Here is a 17597-nt window from a genome sequence, read left to right on the forward strand (position 1 = left end):
TCGATTGTGTTACGGGATCATTTATTTTGTAGGATGGAGTGTGAATTTTTCCCAAGATGAAGGAGAATTTCCCGTGAAATCAACGGGCGTATAGTCCCCAATTGCAGGGCTTCTCAGGTACCTACCATCATCTAGCATAATATGGGCACCGTCGATTTTGACTGCGATAGAGCGCTGTCCATCAGCTTTATCGGCAGCAAATATAGGAAAGCCAATTGAGTGATCGGCCATGATAAATGCACCGTTCTCATTCTGAATGATTTTTGCCATACAACTTATGCGGTCTTCCCCAAATGAAGAATCCGACACAATTTCACCATTATGCTTCATGATTTTGATCCACTTAGCAGCATGGTCTTGTATAAAAAATTCGTCCCCTTGTAGGGAAGATTTTTTCTCACTGGAGACGGGAATATTTTTTACCTTTATTTCCCAGCATTCAAAAACCTCGGACATAAATTTTTCTGGATTTTCTATTTTTATAGTTCTTGGGAAACCTGGCCTGCTTGGTTCGACGGAATGCATGTGTTTCGCATAAAAATAATCGATGTCAGCGTGATTGGCCCGATCAATAGCAAAAAAAGTTTCTGTAAGTGCAGGGCCGAAATGTATTCCAACTGCTTTGGGTTTTCGACTGAAAACACTTGTATGAAAGGCTGATCCAGAAATTCCTAATACAGGATATTTTCCAGAAAATATGGATATCTGCTCACGAATCGAAAGTCGTTCTGGAAATATTTCTTTTACACCACGCTGGATAAGATAATCGACAATGTAATCTTCGTTATCGAGGCATAGAGACCCATAAGAAAGTTTTCTTCTGGAAAGATAAACAGGATAATCTATTTTATCTATTCCTTGGATTGCATCATCTCCCACTTGGTTACAGAAATCTGTAAATCCTGTGTAGACATAGCTGTCAGCTTCACATCCAGGATTAGGAGCATATAGAGTTTTTATTTTTATTGGAATATCAAATAAGATGATATCGTTTGGATCTATTCCAATAAGGGCTATAAGCTCACAAAACCAACTTTTTGATAGTATTTCTTCTTTTGTATAGTGTGAATGGATTAAGTATTTTTTGGGAAGTAGAAGGTTTTGTTTTATAAACCACAATCTTGATACAAAATCTAAAAGAACGTGTCCGTAATGTAGGCCAATGTATCCACAATAAACAGCAGAATCTATTTCATGATAATCCCAAAGTTGAGAAATTTTTGTTTCTCTGGGGTGAGAGCTGAGAATATTGTCTTTATGCCAGAACATTGAGCATTCGTTGACCAATCTTCCGTATCTATCAAATATGCCGAAATACCCTTGGTCCCGGTGAGGATTTTTGGGTAAATATAAGGCATTTGGAACCACTCTAATATCCGGAAGACCTTCAATTGTGTAATCTTGGTTGTCCTTAGAGTTACTTTTGCATTTCATGGCTTCCGAGAACATAGTCATTCCCTTTGAATTTTCTCTATGAGAAAGTTTATGTTGGACAAATTATATTACATATAAAGAATATGGCTATCAAAATTTGTATATTTACAAACATAAATAGCGCTGCATCTGGAGCAATAATTTTTGATACAACACTATTTATGTGGAACCAAATTGATGGTTTAGAGAGTAATTTTTGGAGAATTTTCCATCCATTTTGGAAGTGTTATATTAAATTCCTTCGCCCATGTAATTTGTTCTTCTTGGGATCGGGAAGAGAGAAATGCGAATGCTGCATCACTTTCTTCTGCTTGAATGTGTTCTGAATAGGATTGTGGCTGAGAAAATCTGGTTAGCTTTGCAACAGTTTCGTTAATTTCTTCGGGGAATACATCTAGGCGATGAAAATGAATTTGTTCCCAAGCATGAATCCACTGACGATTACACTGCACTTCTCCACACTGCGTTTGGGAATCGGGAGCGAACCAGCAGATTGAGCGTCCTGAATGAGGATTGCGTAACCCCACATTAAAATTGTCGCCCTCTGCGGCTTCAATCTTCAAAGGAATAATTGTCCCGAAGCGGTCGTCAAATGGAATGTGAATAAAGTCGCTTTGTGAGACGCATGTCAGATAAAGCGTTGTCGGGTCATCTTCCACGATAATACCATAAACAGGCGTATAGCGTTCACTGTCTGCCTCTTCAGTTATACTGACCAGATTACCACTTTTTCGATCTAGGCTGGCTTTTGAAGAGTGAATGGACCTTATCTCATACACCTGAAAGTCAACCGTACCAGCATAAGGCTTCCAAGGCTGTTTTTTCTTTATTTCGGAATAGATTGAAAGTTCGTAATTCTGGCGAATCTGACGAACAATTTTTCTGACACGGAGCAGGAAATCATCTGCTGGCGGATCCAGCGTTTCGTTGATGTCAAAATCTTTAAAATAATTCATCGGAGTTGGCGCGTCTCGAATGTCGCTCCGTCGCTCTACTTTGTCGAGAAAGTCTGCCAGACTTCGGCAGGCATAATGGCGAACACGCGCGTTCGCCCAAGAGGGGTAGCTCTGCGTTCTTTCCGGATGAACAGCATCCCACTGCATTTCCGTGCCATCTGAAGAAACATATAAACCCTCAACATCAAAGTGATGTGGGTTGATGTAGCGACTGCTTGTTCTGTCGAGCCGGAAAATGGATTTTACAATCTTGTTCGCGTCGAGAGAATCAGGATGGGACCCGCGGATATAGGATTCAAAAGGAGATGAATTGGGCGGCCGGGTTATATAACCGCTGCTTCCGAAACAGCACCAGTTTATGGCAATAGCAGAAGCCTCGGGAAATTTTTTGAGAAAAGCCGACAGATCCTGCTCTTCGCCTAGGTCTAGGTATTCGTCAGAATCCAAGAACATCAACCAATCGAACTTATTTTTGGCGTCTGAAATAGCTTTTTCGTAAGTGAATTTCTGACGGTGATTGAAGCGGATGGATTTTTCAGATGTTTCAAGCCGGACGTCAAATGACTTGGCCGCCGCTTTGACAATGTCGGCCGTTCTGTCCGTTGAGTCGTCATCGTAAACGCAGATCGTCGTGAACCCAAGGGCGATGTGCCATCCTAACCACCATGCGATATCTCGCTCTTCGTTTTTGACAAATACAGCGAGGGCTAGGCGTTCTGACATTGCTTAACTTCCTTGATCCATAGTGAAGCTTTTGGCAGTTTCACTACGGCAATACCTTCGGGTTCGCTTACAATAATATGGTTTTTTTCTCACTGCAATCCGGCGAGCGTTTACGATTTTTTAGAAAATGAAATAACAAAAAAAATTCTACCCCAATAAATCCAAATAAAATAAAACTAAAAAAGACCACAAATACAGTCGCATCTATGGTCTTCTTCATGCGCTAATTATTTGAAATTTTCCGTAAGAAATCAATGCTTTCTATGCACGCAGCTGCAGCTTCTCGCCCTTTGTTTTCCGCATCTTCACGTGAGCGTGCTATAGCTTGAGATTCCGTGTAAGTTGTCAGGATACCAAAAGCGATCGGCACTTCTGTTGCAAGCTGGGCCTGCATGATGCCGATGGTCGCACCTAAGGAAATGAACTCGAAATGCGCCGTGTCTCCCTTGATGACGCAGCCAAGGCAGATCACACCTTCGTACTTACCGGACTTCGCCAGCTTTTGCGCCAGAAGTGGCAGTTCGAACGCGCCAGGAGCGTCGTAAACGTCCACATCCGTAATGCCACGCTCTTCCATCCACTCAAGCGCGCCATTCTTCAGACCGCCTGTAATCTCCGTGTTGAAGCGGCTGACAACGATGGCCATTTTCGGTGCCGGCGAAAGACGCAGGTCCGGGGCGACGGGGATATGCTTGCTCATGCGGGCTGTTCCTGAAGAAAATGACCCATCCGCGTCCGCTTGGTGGCAAGATAGGCTCTGTTGAAAGGGTTGGCTTCGATTTCCAGCCGTTCGCGGGACTGAACATCAAAACCGAAGCGGACGAGGTTCGATTCCTTGTCCGGGTTGTTTGTCAGAAGGCGCAGGGAGGTCACGCCCAGATGCCGGAGCAGATCGGCGGCGGCATCCCATTCCCGCGCGTCGGCAGGCAGACCGAGAGCTTCGTTGGCTTCAACGGTGTCCATGCCGGCATCCTGTAATTCGTAGGCGCGGATCTTGTTGGCCAAGCCGATGCCTCGGCCCTCATGGCCCCGCAGATAGACCAGCACGCCGGACTCCGCAGCAGAAATACGTTCCAATGCTTCCCGAAGCTGTGCGCCGCAGTCGCAACGCAATGAGCCAAGTGCATCACCCGTCACGCATTCAGAATGCAGACGGACAAGCGGCACCCCTTTGGACGGATCACCCTTCACGAGCGCCACATGCTCCACGCCATCAACGGCCCGGAAAGCATGAATGCGCAGATCATGGCCGCCAAAAATGCTTGGCAGAGCCGAAGCCGCAATCATTTCCCCAGTAGCGGGAATGGGAGTGCTGATCAGCTGGGCATCGTTGACGGCACCACGACCATGCTCACGGCACCATTCCTGAAGATCCGCGATGCTGACAATCGGCAGACCATGTTTTGCTGCATACCGGCGCAATTCCGGCAGGCGCATCATGCTGCCGTCATCTGCCATGATTTCACAGATCACGCCGGCTGGTTCGAGCCCCGCAAGGCGCGCGATGTCGATCGAGCCTTCCGTGTGCCCATTGCGTGCAACCACACCTTCGGGGTGAGCGCGGAGGGGAAAGATGTGACCGGGAGAAATCACATCTTCAGCTGTCGCATTCGCATTGGCAGCAACCACGATTGTCCGTGCACGATCCGCGGCGGAAATGCCTGTCGTGACGCCTGTGGCGGCCTCGATGGAAACCGTGAACGCCGTGCCGCGCGGGTCCCGGTTTTTGCTGACCATAGGGGGTAAACCCAGACGATCAACCTGCTCGGCTTCCAGTGGAAGGCAGACCAGTCCCCGGGCTTCGCGCACCATGAAGTTGATGGCTTCCGGCGTGGCGAACTGTGCCGCCATGACCAGATCACCCTCATTTTCGCGGTTTTCGTCATCGACCATGACGACCATTCCGCCTGCGCGGATGGCCTCAATGGCGGCTTTCAGCGATGGCTTCATGATGCAACCTTTCCAAGCGTAGGGGAGAAGCGCAGCAGGTTTTCGACGTACTTGGACAGCACATCGACCTCCACGTTCATCCGGGTGTCGATCTCCAGGGAAGAGAGGTTTGTGTGATCCCAGGTATGGGGGATGATGGTCAGACCCACCTCGAACCCCGTCTGGTTTCCCCGAATAATTCCGTCATGCAGTTCGTTGACCGTCAGGCTGATACCATCAAAGGTGATGGACCCTTTCTCCACGACGTACTGGCGCAGATCCTGCGGGACAAAGACGCGTAGGGCATAGGAATCGCCAGCTCTCTGAACACTGGCGAGGGTCGCGACATTATCAACATGTCCCTGCACGATATGCCCGGAAAGGCGTGTGCTGGCTGCAACGGCACGCTCGAGATTGACCTTCGAACCGGCCTTGAGCTGATCCAGCGGCGTACGGGATAACGTTTCGCCACTCAGGTGGAACGTCGCTAGACCGGTGGCATCGAACGTCTCGACTGTCAGGCAAACACCATTGATCGCGACGCTTTCGCCGAGTTCCAGATCCGGAAAGCCCGTCTCGATGGTCAGATCCATGGCCTTGTCCCGGAGGGAGACGGAACGGACAGTGCCCAGACGCTCTACGATTCCAGAGAACATGCGTTTTCCCTCAGCAGTCTAAGCGGGCTCTCGTCCCGCGATTGAAGTGTGATGTGATCGGTGTCGCCATCCTTGCGAATGGTCAGCCAGTCATCCCAGAGACCAGCATTCGACACAGTTTTCAGAAGAGCCGGTCCAGCTTCCACCATGGCCCAGTTCACGCCGCGATCTGCCAGCATGGACGAGACAGCCAGAAGGTCCGTGCTCGTCAGAACATCGAACCCTGACTGTTCCATTTCGGCTTTCCAGTCCGCCGGAAGGCGTCCGTGACGGTCGCACACCACCAGCAGGCGTCTGGCGCGATTGGCATGGTCTGGAACCCGACGCACGGTGAAGCGTGGCTTGTCCGCAAGAACGGTGCCAACACCCGTGATGATGGCGTCCGTTGCGCGACGAAGTCTGTGCGCTAGTGTCAGGGATGCCTCGGACGTAAAAGTTGTCTGACCGACCGGGGGGATCATGGAGCCGTTATGATCCAAAGCCTGCTTCACGCTGATCCAGGGCCGATGACGCATTACGCGGCTCTGGAACGGGGCCAGTAGCGCACGACAATCGCGATGAAGATCGGCCAGTTCCGGAACATCCTCCAGAAACGTGACATCACATCCTCCCGGCATTTCCTGAAGACGTGCAGCTCCCCCGGCGGCCTGGGGGGTAGGATCTGCAACTCCGATCCAGACATGTTCAACGGGGCTATTGCGCAGGGCCTCGCTGCATGGCGGTGTCCGGCCCGTGTGGTTGCAGGGCTCCAGCGTCACAAGCGCCGTTCGGACCTGGTTGAGCACGCCGGCATCCCGCGCCTGCGCAAGCGCCATGGCTTCGGCATGTGGCTGGCCAGCTTTCGGATGAACGCCAACCGTCAGGATACGGCCTTCGCCATCCAGCAACGCACAACCAACAGAAGGATTGGGTGAGGTCGCCCCGAGCGTGTCTACCGCGTGAGCAATGATCACACGAAAGCCGTCCCGGATCGGAGCAAGATTTGAAGATGCGGAAAAGGCGGTCTGTTTCAACAAGGCTGCGGTCTTCGGTCCCAATCAGGGACGTCCGCAGGGCGCACGCTGCCCTTAACCGATGATGAGCGCAGGGACAGTGTACAATGCACACTTCTCCCTACCCGACATCGGGCAAGTGCTGCGTTCTCTCTCATCCGGACTATGACCGTCGGCTCTGGAGTCTCACCAGATCTGCTTGACCCTCCTTCCGGGAAGGAAGAAGGCGCTCGCGGGCTCAAATAGATTAAAACCTATCAATACCGCCGGTGGGGAGTTTCACCCCGCCCCGAGAACGTCTGTTCAGACTGGGATATGAGACCGGGAAATTACAGATTACAAGTGGAATCACACCAAGATGGGTTAAAAACCCCTCAAGCCTCACATTTTGTGATCTTGTTGGTGCGGATTTCAGGCATGAAAAAACCGCCGGAGAAAGCTCCCCGGCGGTTGATCCATCGATCTGTTCGTCTGAACGAAAGAAGATCAGTGCGTGGATGTATCCGTGTGACGCTGGATAGCATCCTGCGTTGCGTTAGCACCGCGGGACACGTTGTGACCCACAGCACTCACGTCCTGGCCAGCACCATGAACAGTGTTGCAGGCCGAAAGCGAAACGGCAGCACCGGACAGCAGCGTCAGGGACAGTGCAACACGGGCGATGGACTTGATGGACATTAGGTATAACTCCTTCGAAAGAGCGTTCGGTATCGAAACGCTATCCTGAGTGGAAAGTTCATTGAGGGTAAGGATTTTGTATGACTGAAATGTTTCAAAATGAAACATAAATTTCGGGTCAGAATCATAAGCTTATGAACAAATCGGTCTGTCAGACGCTATTTCCTTCATATCATAGCAACGAGGGCCAGATGTCTGCCAAAGGTCACCAAACTTCCGCTTCACCTGTCATTGTCTGGTTCCGGGAGGACCTGCGGTTCAGTGATCATCCAGCACTCCAGGCAGCTACCGCCACAGGACGCCCTTTGATTTGCGTTTATGTTCTGGACGATGAGACGCCTGCTCTCCATGCCCTTGGCAGTGCCTCGCGATGGTGGCTGCATGGGGCGCTGTCAGAACTGAGAAACACTCTAAATCGACATCACGGCACACTTCTGACGCTCAAAGGGTCGGCAGAAAAGCTGATTCCACAACTGGCTAAAGACACAGGTGCAGAAGGCGTCTACTGGCATCATCGGCTACACCAGAAAGAGCGCGAGCAGGATGAGCGGATCGCATCCACTTTGAATAAACAAGGCACCCCTTCAGACGCATTCTGGGGAACAGTTCTGCTTGATCCAACGCTGGTGCAAACAAAGGAAGGACGATTTTACCAGGTCTTCACGGCGTTCTGGAAAGCCTTTCAGAAACAGGATGTGCCGGAACCTCTTGATCCTCCTGCGCATCTGTCGTTCTCCCCTCTGCCCGATGACCTCCTGAGCAAATACCGTCTTGATGAGGCAACTCTTCTCCCCGCCCACCCGGACTGGGCATCTGGTTTGCGCGCCACTTGGGAGCCTGGGGAAAAGGAAGCACACGAGCATCTCGAAGACTTCCTCCGGCATGATTGCGTCCGGTACGGTAAAGGCCGCGATGAAATGGGCCGGGAAGGAACGTCCCGTCTGTCGCCCTATCTTGCCTCTGGCGCCATTTCTCCCCGTCAGGTGTGGGAAGCCATTCAGAAGAAAGGCGTACATGATGAAGGAGCGAGTATCTTCCTGTCTGAAATCGGATGGCGAGAGTTTGCGAAATATACGCTTTTTCATCAGCCGCGTCTGCCTGACGTCAGTCTAGGTCAGAAATTCGGAAAGATGGCGTGGCGAACAAGCGAAAAGGATCTGATCGCCTGGCAACAGGGGCGAACGGGGGTCCCGGTCGTGGATGCTGGAATGCGTCAGTTGTGGAAGACGGGGTGGATGCACAATCGTGCCCGGATGATCGTGGGATCGTTCCTGACGAAGCATCTGCTAATTGACTGGCGTCAGGGCGAAGCGTGGTTTCGCGATACGCTTGTGGACGCAGATTGGGCGAGCAATGCCATGAACTGGCAGTGGGTCGCTGGAACAGGCATAGACGCATCCCCATTTTTCCGCATTTTCAATCCGACACGCCAAGGTGTTAAATTTGATCCGGATGGGGATTACATTCGCCAATGGGTCCCGGAGCTTAAGAAACTGTCTGGCAAAGATCTGTTCGAACCTTGGAATGCGAAAGAGGACGAACTGGAGAGAGCAGGGGTAAGGCTCGGGAGAACGTATCCAAGACCGATCGTGGATCTGAAAGACGGCCGGGATCGGGCCATGGGTGCTTTCAGAAGTCTGTAAGCTGGAACTGTCAGCCGGGAGAATGCCCGGCTGACAACGAAAGTCTCAGAGACCGCCGTTCAGGAAATTGCTCGCGTCGCTGCGGCTCTTCTTGCCGAGGGCGTTCAGGCGGTTCTTCTGTTCCTGAGGCGCATTCTTCAGCGTCTGAAGTCTTTGGGTCTGTTCCGTACGCGTCGTGTTCAGCTTGTCACGCTCATTGTTGATCTGCTTCTGAATGCTCGCCTTCTGATTGGCCGGAGCATTCGTGTACTGATCCTTCAGAGACTGGATCTTCTGGGTACGCTGTTCCTGTGCAGCCTTGGACTGTGCCTGATAGTTCTGAAGCCGCGTATTGGCGCGATCTTCCTTCTGCGTTAGATTTCCCAGGAAATCATTCTGGCTGGTGCTGCTCTGCGTGGCGGCAGCCGGGTCAGCCGCATGGGCTTGAGAGATGACAGCAGCGGAGCCCGTCAGAAGACTGAAGGCGAGCATGGAACGGAAGAAAAAACGGGATTTCATGAAGTCTCCTGTAAATGTCTGGCAGGAAGACAACAGTTCATCATGGCGGGAATGTGGCCCTGCAGAGATGACAGGACTATTCGAGACCTTCCGCGATGGCAGAAACACGTTCAGGTTGCATGATTGTAATGTGTGTAATGCCGCGAATGCCTATGAGGCCTTCACGTTTGAAGGCGCTCAACACTCGACTGACTGTCTCAATAGTGAGTCCTAAATAATCGGCAATATCCGTACGGGACATTGGGAGGTCGAGTTCGATCTGATGCGGAGTGCCCTGACACATAGGCCCCAGAAGCTTGATACGTTCCATAAGGAAGGTGGCAAGGCGTTCCCGGGCTGTCTTGCGACCCAGGAGGGTCATCCGTGCCTGCATCAAAGTCAGCTCCCGAGACGCTTCCTGTCTGAGTCGATGCTCCAGATTGGGAAAGCGGTCCGTGAGTCTCTGCATGGATGCATGGGGAAAGCGACATAGAACCGCAGTGCCGAGCGCCTCTGCACCAAATGCATAGCTTTTCGAGGCTGCCAGCCCCAGAAAATCGCCACCTTCAGCAAAGCCGGTAATTTGGCGGCGTCCATCAGGAAGAAGTGTGAAAATTTTGACACGTCCCCCGGTTACAACAAAGAAATCATGAGCCGGAGAGCCTTCTTCTATAAATGATCGACCATTCGGGACGGTCATTTTTGAAGACTCGCTTGCGAGGATAGCCAGATCACAGTCTTCGATCGCACGGCAGATACTGTGTTCACGCCCGATGCAGTGTGAGCAACGGTCATGAATTTCTTCCGGGATGCGTGACGATGTCATGACTGTTTGTTCTCTCCCGGCATGAAACATTTCCTCTGGCAGCCACACCTATAACACATAATTCCCCAGACTTGATCCAGGTCAAGGTGAGGTGGGGGGAGGAGTGCTTTCTGAGGTCAACTATTGTTGATGGAACCTCCCGTATGAAGACGTCCGCTTTTGCGCTGGTCGCTGCCCTGGGTCTGGTAGCTGCTCCTGCTTTTGCACAGACAACAGCCCCGCAGGCCACTGTTTCTGCTCCGATGACCACGGCTCCCGTTCCGCAGGTTAATATCGTGCCCCCAGCTTCGGGTCATTGCGGCCTGTTTGAAACCTGCGCGAACACGAAGATCGGTTTGGGCAAGGGTGACTTCCTGATCCGTCTGTCGGCTCTGGGTGTGATCCCTGAAGACACGTCTTCTCGCGTGAAGGTGATCGGGGGGCGGGTGAAAGCCACCAATCAGGTCGCTCCCGAATTCACGTTCGAGTATTTCTTTACGGATCATATCTCTCTTGATCTGATCGCAGCCAGCACCCGTCATGAACTGGCCGCTGAAGACACAGCTCTGGGCAAGGTTGATCTGGGTAGCACATGGGTTCTGCCGCCAACGCTGACGCTCGCCTGGCATTTCCGTCCGCACAAGCGTTTCAACCCGTATGCAGGTGTCGGCCTGACGCTGGCGTTCTTCCATAACATCAGCCCGGCTGGTGGCGCTGTCCAGAAACTTGACCTTCGCACGACCGTTGGGCCGGCCGCGAATATCGGCTTCGACTATCAGCTCGTCGGCAACTGGTTTTTCAACTTCGATGCAAAGCAGATGTGGCTCTCCGTTCCTGCTTTCGTCAACGAGCGCGGCGGAGCTTCGGGTCCCTACATCCACGCACGTGACAGCCTGAACCCGACGACGGTTGCAGCAGGTATCGAATATCGTTTCTGATCTGAGGCTTTCAGATTGAATGAAAAAGCGGCTCATTCTTTGGATGAGCCGCTTTTTTCATGTAATTTTTAAGTCAGAAGCATAAAATTTTTGCAATACGTGGCGGAGAGGCTTTAGAAAATCCGAGTTTTCAGCTTCTAGTGGTTCCGACTGACTGTGGTAGGATGTTGTTCCTGCCATGAAATCGTCGGGGTTCAGGAATAGCAGGGCGCTTTCCGCCTTTGCCGCCGTCGCGGCAAAGGCTGTCCAGCAGATACGGGGTTTTCAAAAAGTATGCGTGTTGCGCGCGTCAGCGCTCTGGCCGTTGGCCTGCTGATTCTTGTCCTTCTTCTTGGTTTCTTTCTGAGAACTCATCTGTTTGCTCCAGCGCATGTGGCTGCACCTGATGCACCCATGATGACCCGACAGAACGGAAGTATTGTTGTCAGGGATGGCAGCCCTCTTCAGAAGCGCCTGGTTGTAACCCCCGTTGTATCGGCCCGCGATACGACTGCCATGGTGCTGCCCGCTCAGGTTGTGCCCATTCCCGATCATCAGGTGAATGTGCTGGCCCCTGCCACGGGCCGCATCATGAGTGTTGCCGTTCAGCTTGGTCAGCATGTTTCCCGTGGACAGGTTCTCGCAACCATTGCTGCCAGCGATCTGGATCAGGCCTGGGCGGACGATCGCCGCGCCCGGGCTGCACTCGACTTTGCCAAACGTGCCTATGACCGTGCCCGGGGCGTTCTGGCAGCCGGTGGGAACGCGGTAAAAGACCTGGAATCTGCGCGAAATGATCTTGCGCAGGCAGAAGCAGAGTCTCAGCGGACACATCAGCGGCTTCAGGTTCTGGGTGCACGTTCCGATTACGCTGCTCAGGGACAGGTGCCGTTGGTTTCTCCTGTTGATGGTGTCGTCTCCACAACAAATATGGCTGTCGGGGAAAACATTACTGACTCAACGGCTGTTCAGATGACCCTGCTGGACCTTTCGTCTGTATGGGTTGCGGCAGCAGTACCAGAAGATCGCACTGATGATCTGGCGGGTAATGTCACGCTGGATATAACCTTCCCTGCAATGCCGGGAAGGCACTGCGCGGGGCCGATGGCGACCCTTGACCCCCTCGTCAAGCCAGATACGCGGCGGGTGAACGCCTATGTGGTTTGCCCTAATTCGGATGGCACTCTGCGGCCCGGCCTTTTTGCCTCGGCAAAGCTGAATATTCCCGCGGAAGTCTCCATTTTGGTACCGAAATCTGCACTGTTGATGAACAACGATCAGGTATCCGTCTTCATTGAGACGTCTCCGCGTGTTTTCCAAAGACGCGTCGTGACGATTATCTATGATGAAGGCGATGATGTTCGCGTGCAGTCTGGTCTTTCAGCGGGTGAGCGGGTCGTGACAAGCGGCGCCATCCTGTTGAACGACGACTGACCGGACAGGCCAGCCATAATGATCGAACGTTTTATCGCCTGGTGCTTCGTGCGCCGGAACATCGTTTTCTTCGCTGCGGTTCTGCTGGCCCTTATGGGGAGCTTTGCGTGGCGTATTCTTCCTGTTGAGGCTTACCCTGATCTGGGCGCCGTCAGCGTTTTGGTTACGACGCAGCAGTCCGGTCTTGCGGCCGAGGAAATGGAACAGCAGGTTACCATTCCTCTGGAGCGGATGCTGGCCAGTGTGCCGGGCGTGGCAGACAGTCGCTCGACCAGTACGTTCGGCCTCTCCCTGATCACATTGATTTTTCGGGATGGCACAGACGTTTTCTGGGCCCGCCAGCAGGTGGAAACCATTCTGGCCAGCAATACGCTGCCAAATGGTGCACAGCCAACGCTTGGTCCGATTTCCGGCCCGACAGGCGAGATCTATCGCTATACGCTGGAATCCGATGACAAGAACCTGATGCAGCTTTCGGACTCGCAGAAATGGACGGTTATTCCTGCGATGCTGCATGTGCCGGGTGTTGTCAGTGTCGATAATTTCGGGGGCTTTACCCGCGAATATCAGCTGATCCTGAACCCTTCCTCCCTGATGCGGTATTCGGTTGGCCTTGAAGACGTTCTGAGCGCCATCAAGAACAACAATATCAATGCTGGCGGCGGTCGCGTCTCCCGTGGCGAACAGTCCTATATCGTTCGCGGTGTAGGGATGATTCATTCTCTGGCAGACATGGGCAATATCGTTGTCGCCCAGCGCCACGGTGTACCGGTTCTGATCCGTGATCTGGGAACGGTACAGTTCGGACATCAGGTCCGTGAAGGCATTCTTGGCAAGGATCATAACCCCGACACCGTCGAAGGGGTCGTGACCATGCTAAGCGGGGCGAACCCGTCCGTCGTGCTCGAAGACCTGCACCAGACGGTCGCCAAGCTCCAGAAGCAGCTTGCGCCCCAGCATATTCGCCTCGTTCCCTACATGGACCGTGACAACCTCGTTCTTTCCACGACCCACAAGGTCACGGAAACGATGATTGAGGGCATTCTGCTGGTCGGCGTCATCCTGACGCTCTTCCTTGGCAGTCCGCGCAGCGCCATCGTTACGGCGGTAACCATTCCGCTCGCCTTGTCCGTCGTCTTCACCCTCATGCACTTCTTCGGCATGGCGGCAAACCTGTTCTCGCTTGGTGCGGTTGATTTCGGCGTGATCGTAGATGGCGCCATCGTCATCATGGAGACCATCCTTCGCATTCGCGAGGAGCGTCCGACCGAGGCCCTGAATGCCGAGGATGTTTTGACCGTCGCCAAGCGCGCTGGACATGCGATCTTCTCGTCCACGCTTGTCATTATTCTTGCTTATAGCCCGCTCTTTGCCTTTGAAGGCAGCGAGGGCAAGCTGTTCCGCCCAATGGCCTACACGGTCAGCTTTGCCCTTCTTGGCGCATTGCTCTGCGCTCTGGCGCTGATTCCGTCCTTGAGTTTTCTGGCTCTCCGCAAACCACGCCATATCTGGCACAACCGCCCGCTTGAATGGTTGCACGGACGTTATACCCACTGGCTCGGTCATTTCATTGACCGTCCGTTTATCGCCTATATCGGGGGTGTTGGCGCACTCGTCGCAGTCGTATTCCTTGGCATGACCATCGGCCGGGAATTCCTGCCGGATCTGGATGAAGGCGCTCTCTGGATTCAGGTTCAGATGCCCACGGGTATTTCCCTGGAGAAAGGGGAGCAGATCGCCAATGAACTGCGTGATGCCGTGCGGGAATTCCCGGAAACGTCCTATGCGATTACGCAGCTTGGTCGCTCGGATGACGGTACGGATCCCTGGACCCCGTCCCATATTGAAATGCCGGTTGGTCTCAAGCCTTACGATCAGTGGCCTTCAGGTGAGAACAAGGCGCAGTTCGTGCAACGTCTGCGCGCCAGACTGGCCAAGGTGCCGGGGATTGATTTTGGCATCAGCCAGCCGATTCAGGATAACATGAGCGATCTGGTGGGCGGTGCTCATAGCCCGCTCGTCCTGCGTGTCTACGGAAATGATTTTCAGGAACTGCGTCGGATCGGCCAGCAGATCGTGGACGTTCTGCATCAGGTTCCCGGAACGGCAGAAGCCTCGATCTTTCAGGAGCCCCGTATCCCGCAGATCGCCGTTACGGCAGATCGTCTTGCTGCGGCCCGTTATGGAATCAGCGTCTCCGATATTTCCGACATGGTGTCCTACGCCATCGGTGATGCGCCGATCTCTACCGTCTATGAGGATGACCGCTTCTACAACGCAACGCTCCGTATCCCGCGCAAGGATGCACAGGATCTCCAGAGCCTTGCCCAGCTTCCCCTGCTGGACGCAGAGGGGGCCTACATTCCTCTGTCACAGGTGGCGCATGTGGGTGTACGCATGGGGGAGAGCAACATTGCCCATGAGCTGAGCCATCGCCAGATCACGATCCGAGTGGATAATGGTCAGCGTCCCCTGTCGCAGTATCTGGCAGATGCACAGGCGCAGATCGAAAAGTCCGTCCACTACGACAAGGAAAAGTACACGCTTGAATGGGCTGGAACCTTCCAGCAACAGGAGCGTGCGCAAAAGCGTCTGACCATCGCGCTGGCCATCATGTTCGCCATGATGCTGGTCCTGCTGTTCATCGAGTTCGGCAAGATCCGCCATGCCCTGCTCATTCTGAGCGTGGTGCCTCTAGCCACGCTGGGCGGTCTGATTGCCCTGCATGTGCGCGGTGAAACCCTCAATATCGCCACAGCCGTTGGATTTATCGCTCTGTTCGGGGTCGCGGTGCAGAACGGCATCATCATGATTTCCAGCATCAACCGCCATCGCGCGGAAGGTCATCCGGTCCGTTCGGCGACGATTATGGGGGCTGCCGAACGGTTCCGCCCGGTTCTCATGACCGCCACGGTTGCCAGTGCCGGTATGCTTCCGGCGGCCATGGCAACTGGTGTTGGAACGGACGTACAGCGCGGTCTGGCTACTGTGGTGGTTGGGGGGCTTGGTATCGCCACGCTTCTTACGCTCTTTGCTTTGCCAGTCTATTTCAGTGAACTCGAAATGTGGGTGGAGCGCCGGAATGTCCGTCGTGCCAAGCCTGTGGAAGAAAGCGGAGCCCAGTCATGAAGCGGCTTCTGAACGGTTCGACAACCCTTCTGGGTCTGCTGGTTCTGTCAGCCTGTGCGGTCGGTCCGGACTTTCATCGCCCTGATCTCCCAAAAGGCATGGACTATCAGTCTGCTCCACGCACGCCCACGGCTGGCCATGGCGTAACGGGATCTGGTGTGTCCCAGACGTTCCAGAGTGGCGTGGATATTCCAGGCAAGTGGTGGGAAATCTTCCAGAACCCCTCGCTTAACGCGCTGGTGGAACAGGCCCTCACTAATAACCAGTCCCTGAAAGCCATGCAGACAGGCCTGAAATCTGCGTGGGAACAACGCCGGATTGAAGGGGCGGGTCTGTATCCAACGCTCTCGGCTTCGTTCAATCCGACACGGAACAAAACCTCCCGCGTCTACTCACCGGTTCCGAACAACAATAGCTGGCTCTACAACGTCCATACGGCTCAGCTGACCGTCGGTTATGTACCTGACCTGTGGGGCGGAACGCGGCGTGCCATTGAAGCTGCTGGAGCACAGGCGGATATCCAGAAGTTCCAGCTTGAAGCCACTGCCCTGACGATGATCTCCGATCTGGTCAATGCAACGATCGAGGAAGCGTCTCTTCGGGCGCAAATTTCGGCGACGCAGGACCTCATTACGTCTCAGAAATCTACGCTGACCCTGATTACGAAGCGTCAGAAGCTAGGCGATGCGTCCCAGCAGGATATGGTGGCCCAGCTTGCCTCCGTTGCGCAGCTTGAAGCCACACTTCCAACTTTGAAGCTGCAACTGGCACAGACACGGGATCAGATGGCCGTTCTGGTCGGTGTGGCGCCCAACTCACCTTTGCCGGAATTCCGGCTCGAACAGTTCACCTTGCCTCAGACGCTTCCCGTTTCATTGCCTTCTGATCTCCTGAACCAGCGGCCTGACGTCCGGGCTGCCCAGGCTCAGATCCAGTCTGCAAGTGCACAGGTCGGCGTTGCCATTGCCAACCGTCTGCCCAATGTGCAGCTTAGTGCGCTGCCCGGGCAGGCGGTTGGTACGATGAGCGATTTCTTTAAGCCGGGATATGGGAACTGGACGATCGCCGCCACTGTGATGCAGCCAATTTTCCAGGGCGGTTCCCTCCTGCATGCAGAGCGGCAGGCACGCGACAACTTGCTGCAGGCGAACGAGACCTATAAGGCAACTGTGCTGACAGCCATTCAGGATGTGGCTGACAGCCTGCATGCACTGGATTTTGACGCAGATGCCTTGCAGGCAAACCAGAGCACTTATGATGCAACAGCTCAAAGCCTGAAAATCGCTCACGCGCAGCTTCGGCTCGGGGATGCCAGCCAACTCATGGTGCTGCAGGCCCAGCAGGCCAATGCCCAGGCGCGGCTCGCGCTCGTACAGGCACAGGGTGCACGCTATTCGGATAGCGTTGCCCTGTTCCAGTCACTCGGGGGGGGCTGGTGGAATCGCAACGATCTGGGAATGACCCCGGCAGCGCAGAAGGCGCTCGGAAAGTCCCTCGTTCCCTGGTGAAGACACGGAAGAAAAGCAGTTTCGCGAAGTAAAGATCACGGACTGCGTTTCTCAGAGGTTTTGAAAAGCCTGTGCAAGCTCTTTCTGAGCATCTGATGGATCTCTGAAGCCAGCATCGACTTGTCCATTCAGCCAGCCGTGGCAGTAGGACGGAGATTTGTCAGACCCTGGTTCCGTCATTCCATGGAAGCCATCCAGATAGCCTTCCAGAATGTCGGCATCATCCAGTTTCCGGAATTCGGGTATCGTTCTGACCGGCTCGAACTCGGCCATTTTCGTTCCTCATACAATAACGACTGCAAGATGCCTGACCGCA

The 17597-nt window shown here is 53.6% G+C and carries 15 protein-coding genes and 1 riboswitch; of the genes, 5 read left to right on the top strand and 10 right to left on the bottom strand.

Features of this window, described 5'->3' with window-relative positions:
• Window positions 1–21: 21 nt before the first annotated feature.
• The 7 genes from GFR01_RS06295 to GFR01_RS06325 form a co-directional block, all read right to left on the bottom strand.
• Window positions 22–1434, bottom strand: a complete 1413-nt coding sequence (locus GFR01_RS06295; RefSeq protein ID WP_167384224.1) for a glycosyltransferase family 61 protein — start codon at window positions 1432–1434, stop codon at window positions 22–24.
• 182 nt (window positions 1435–1616) lie between these two features.
• Window positions 1617–3113: a glycosyltransferase family 2 protein gene (locus tag GFR01_RS06300; protein WP_099181750.1), complete on the bottom strand. Its 1497-nt coding sequence runs from the start codon at window positions 3111–3113 to the stop codon at window positions 1617–1619.
• A gap of 223 nt (window positions 3114–3336) precedes the next feature.
• Complete coding sequence (ribH, locus tag GFR01_RS06305) at window positions 3337–3813, bottom strand: 6,7-dimethyl-8-ribityllumazine synthase (protein ID WP_099181751.1); 477 nt, start codon at window positions 3811–3813, stop codon at window positions 3337–3339.
• Complete coding sequence (ribB, locus tag GFR01_RS06310; protein WP_099181752.1) at window positions 3810–5063, bottom strand: 3,4-dihydroxy-2-butanone-4-phosphate synthase; 1254 nt, start codon at window positions 5061–5063, stop codon at window positions 3810–3812. The genes ribH and ribB overlap by 4 nt, the downstream gene beginning before the upstream one ends.
• Entirely contained in the window at window positions 5060–5698 is a 639-nt protein-coding gene (locus GFR01_RS06315) for a riboflavin synthase (RefSeq protein ID WP_099181753.1), read from the bottom strand. The genes ribB and GFR01_RS06315 overlap by 4 nt, the downstream gene beginning before the upstream one ends.
• Window positions 5680–6714 carry a bifunctional diaminohydroxyphosphoribosylaminopyrimidine deaminase/5-amino-6-(5-phosphoribosylamino)uracil reductase RibD gene (gene ribD, locus GFR01_RS06320; RefSeq protein ID WP_174694673.1) on the bottom strand — a complete coding sequence of 345 codons (1035 nt, stop codon included), beginning with the start codon at window positions 6712–6714 and terminating at the stop codon, window positions 5680–5682. Before ribD ends, GFR01_RS06315 begins: the two co-directional genes overlap by 19 nt.
• A 118-nt stretch (window positions 6715–6832) precedes the next feature.
• Window positions 6833–6991, bottom strand: a riboswitch (FMN riboswitch).
• A gap of 185 nt (window positions 6992–7176) precedes the next feature.
• Window positions 7177–7368 carry an entericidin A/B family lipoprotein gene (locus GFR01_RS06325; protein ID WP_063905064.1) on the bottom strand — a complete coding sequence of 64 codons (192 nt, stop codon included), beginning with the start codon at window positions 7366–7368 and terminating at the stop codon, window positions 7177–7179.
• A 191-nt stretch (window positions 7369–7559) separates the two neighbouring features.
• Here GFR01_RS06325 and GFR01_RS06330 point away from each other — a divergent pair, with 191 nt between their 5' ends.
• Entirely contained in the window at window positions 7560–9011 is a 1452-nt protein-coding gene (locus tag GFR01_RS06330; RefSeq protein ID WP_174694674.1) for a cryptochrome/photolyase family protein, read from the top strand.
• A gap of 45 nt (window positions 9012–9056) precedes the next feature.
• Here GFR01_RS06330 and GFR01_RS06335 read toward each other — a convergent pair whose 3' ends face one another.
• Together GFR01_RS06335 and GFR01_RS06340 are read right to left on the bottom strand one after the other, a co-directional pair.
• A complete protein-coding gene (locus GFR01_RS06335; protein WP_099181756.1) occupies window positions 9057–9509 on the bottom strand; it encodes a hypothetical protein in 453 nt (150 codons plus the stop codon).
• A gap of 76 nt (window positions 9510–9585) precedes the next feature.
• Window positions 9586–10188 carry a Crp/Fnr family transcriptional regulator gene (locus tag GFR01_RS06340; protein ID WP_174694692.1) on the bottom strand — a complete coding sequence of 201 codons (603 nt, stop codon included), beginning with the start codon at window positions 10186–10188 and terminating at the stop codon, window positions 9586–9588.
• Between the two features lie 269 nt (window positions 10189–10457).
• On the opposite strand from GFR01_RS06340, the gene GFR01_RS06345 reads away from it, so the two are divergent.
• The 4 genes from GFR01_RS06345 to GFR01_RS06360 all read left to right on the top strand — a co-directional run bounded on the left by GFR01_RS06345 (window position 10458) and on the right by GFR01_RS06360 (window position 17281).
• Window positions 10458–11231 (top strand): OmpW/AlkL family protein, encoded by a 774-nt coding sequence (locus GFR01_RS06345; RefSeq protein ID WP_099181758.1) that lies wholly within the window; start codon window positions 10458–10460, stop codon window positions 11229–11231.
• Between the two features lie 273 nt (window positions 11232–11504).
• Window positions 11505–12644, top strand: a complete 1140-nt coding sequence (locus tag GFR01_RS06350) for an efflux RND transporter periplasmic adaptor subunit (RefSeq protein WP_099181759.1) — start codon at window positions 11505–11507, stop codon at window positions 12642–12644.
• An 18-nt stretch (window positions 12645–12662) separates the two neighbouring features.
• Window positions 12663–15773 (top strand): efflux RND transporter permease subunit, encoded by a 3111-nt coding sequence (locus GFR01_RS06355; protein WP_099181760.1) that lies wholly within the window; start codon window positions 12663–12665, stop codon window positions 15771–15773.
• Entirely contained in the window at window positions 15770–17281 is a 1512-nt protein-coding gene (locus tag GFR01_RS06360; RefSeq protein WP_099181761.1) for an efflux transporter outer membrane subunit, read from the top strand. Before GFR01_RS06355 ends, GFR01_RS06360 begins: the two co-directional genes overlap by 4 nt.
• Before the next feature lie 51 nt (window positions 17282–17332).
• On the opposite strand, the gene GFR01_RS06365 is transcribed toward GFR01_RS06360, so the two are convergent.
• Window positions 17333–17554 (bottom strand): hypothetical protein, encoded by a 222-nt coding sequence (locus GFR01_RS06365; RefSeq protein ID WP_063905070.1) that lies wholly within the window; start codon window positions 17552–17554, stop codon window positions 17333–17335.
• Window positions 17555–17597 lie beyond the last annotated feature (43 nt).

The sequence above is a fragment of the Gluconobacter frateurii genome (assembly GCF_002723955.1).
GTDB classification, from domain to species: Bacteria; Pseudomonadota; Alphaproteobacteria; order Acetobacterales; family Acetobacteraceae; genus Gluconobacter; species Gluconobacter frateurii.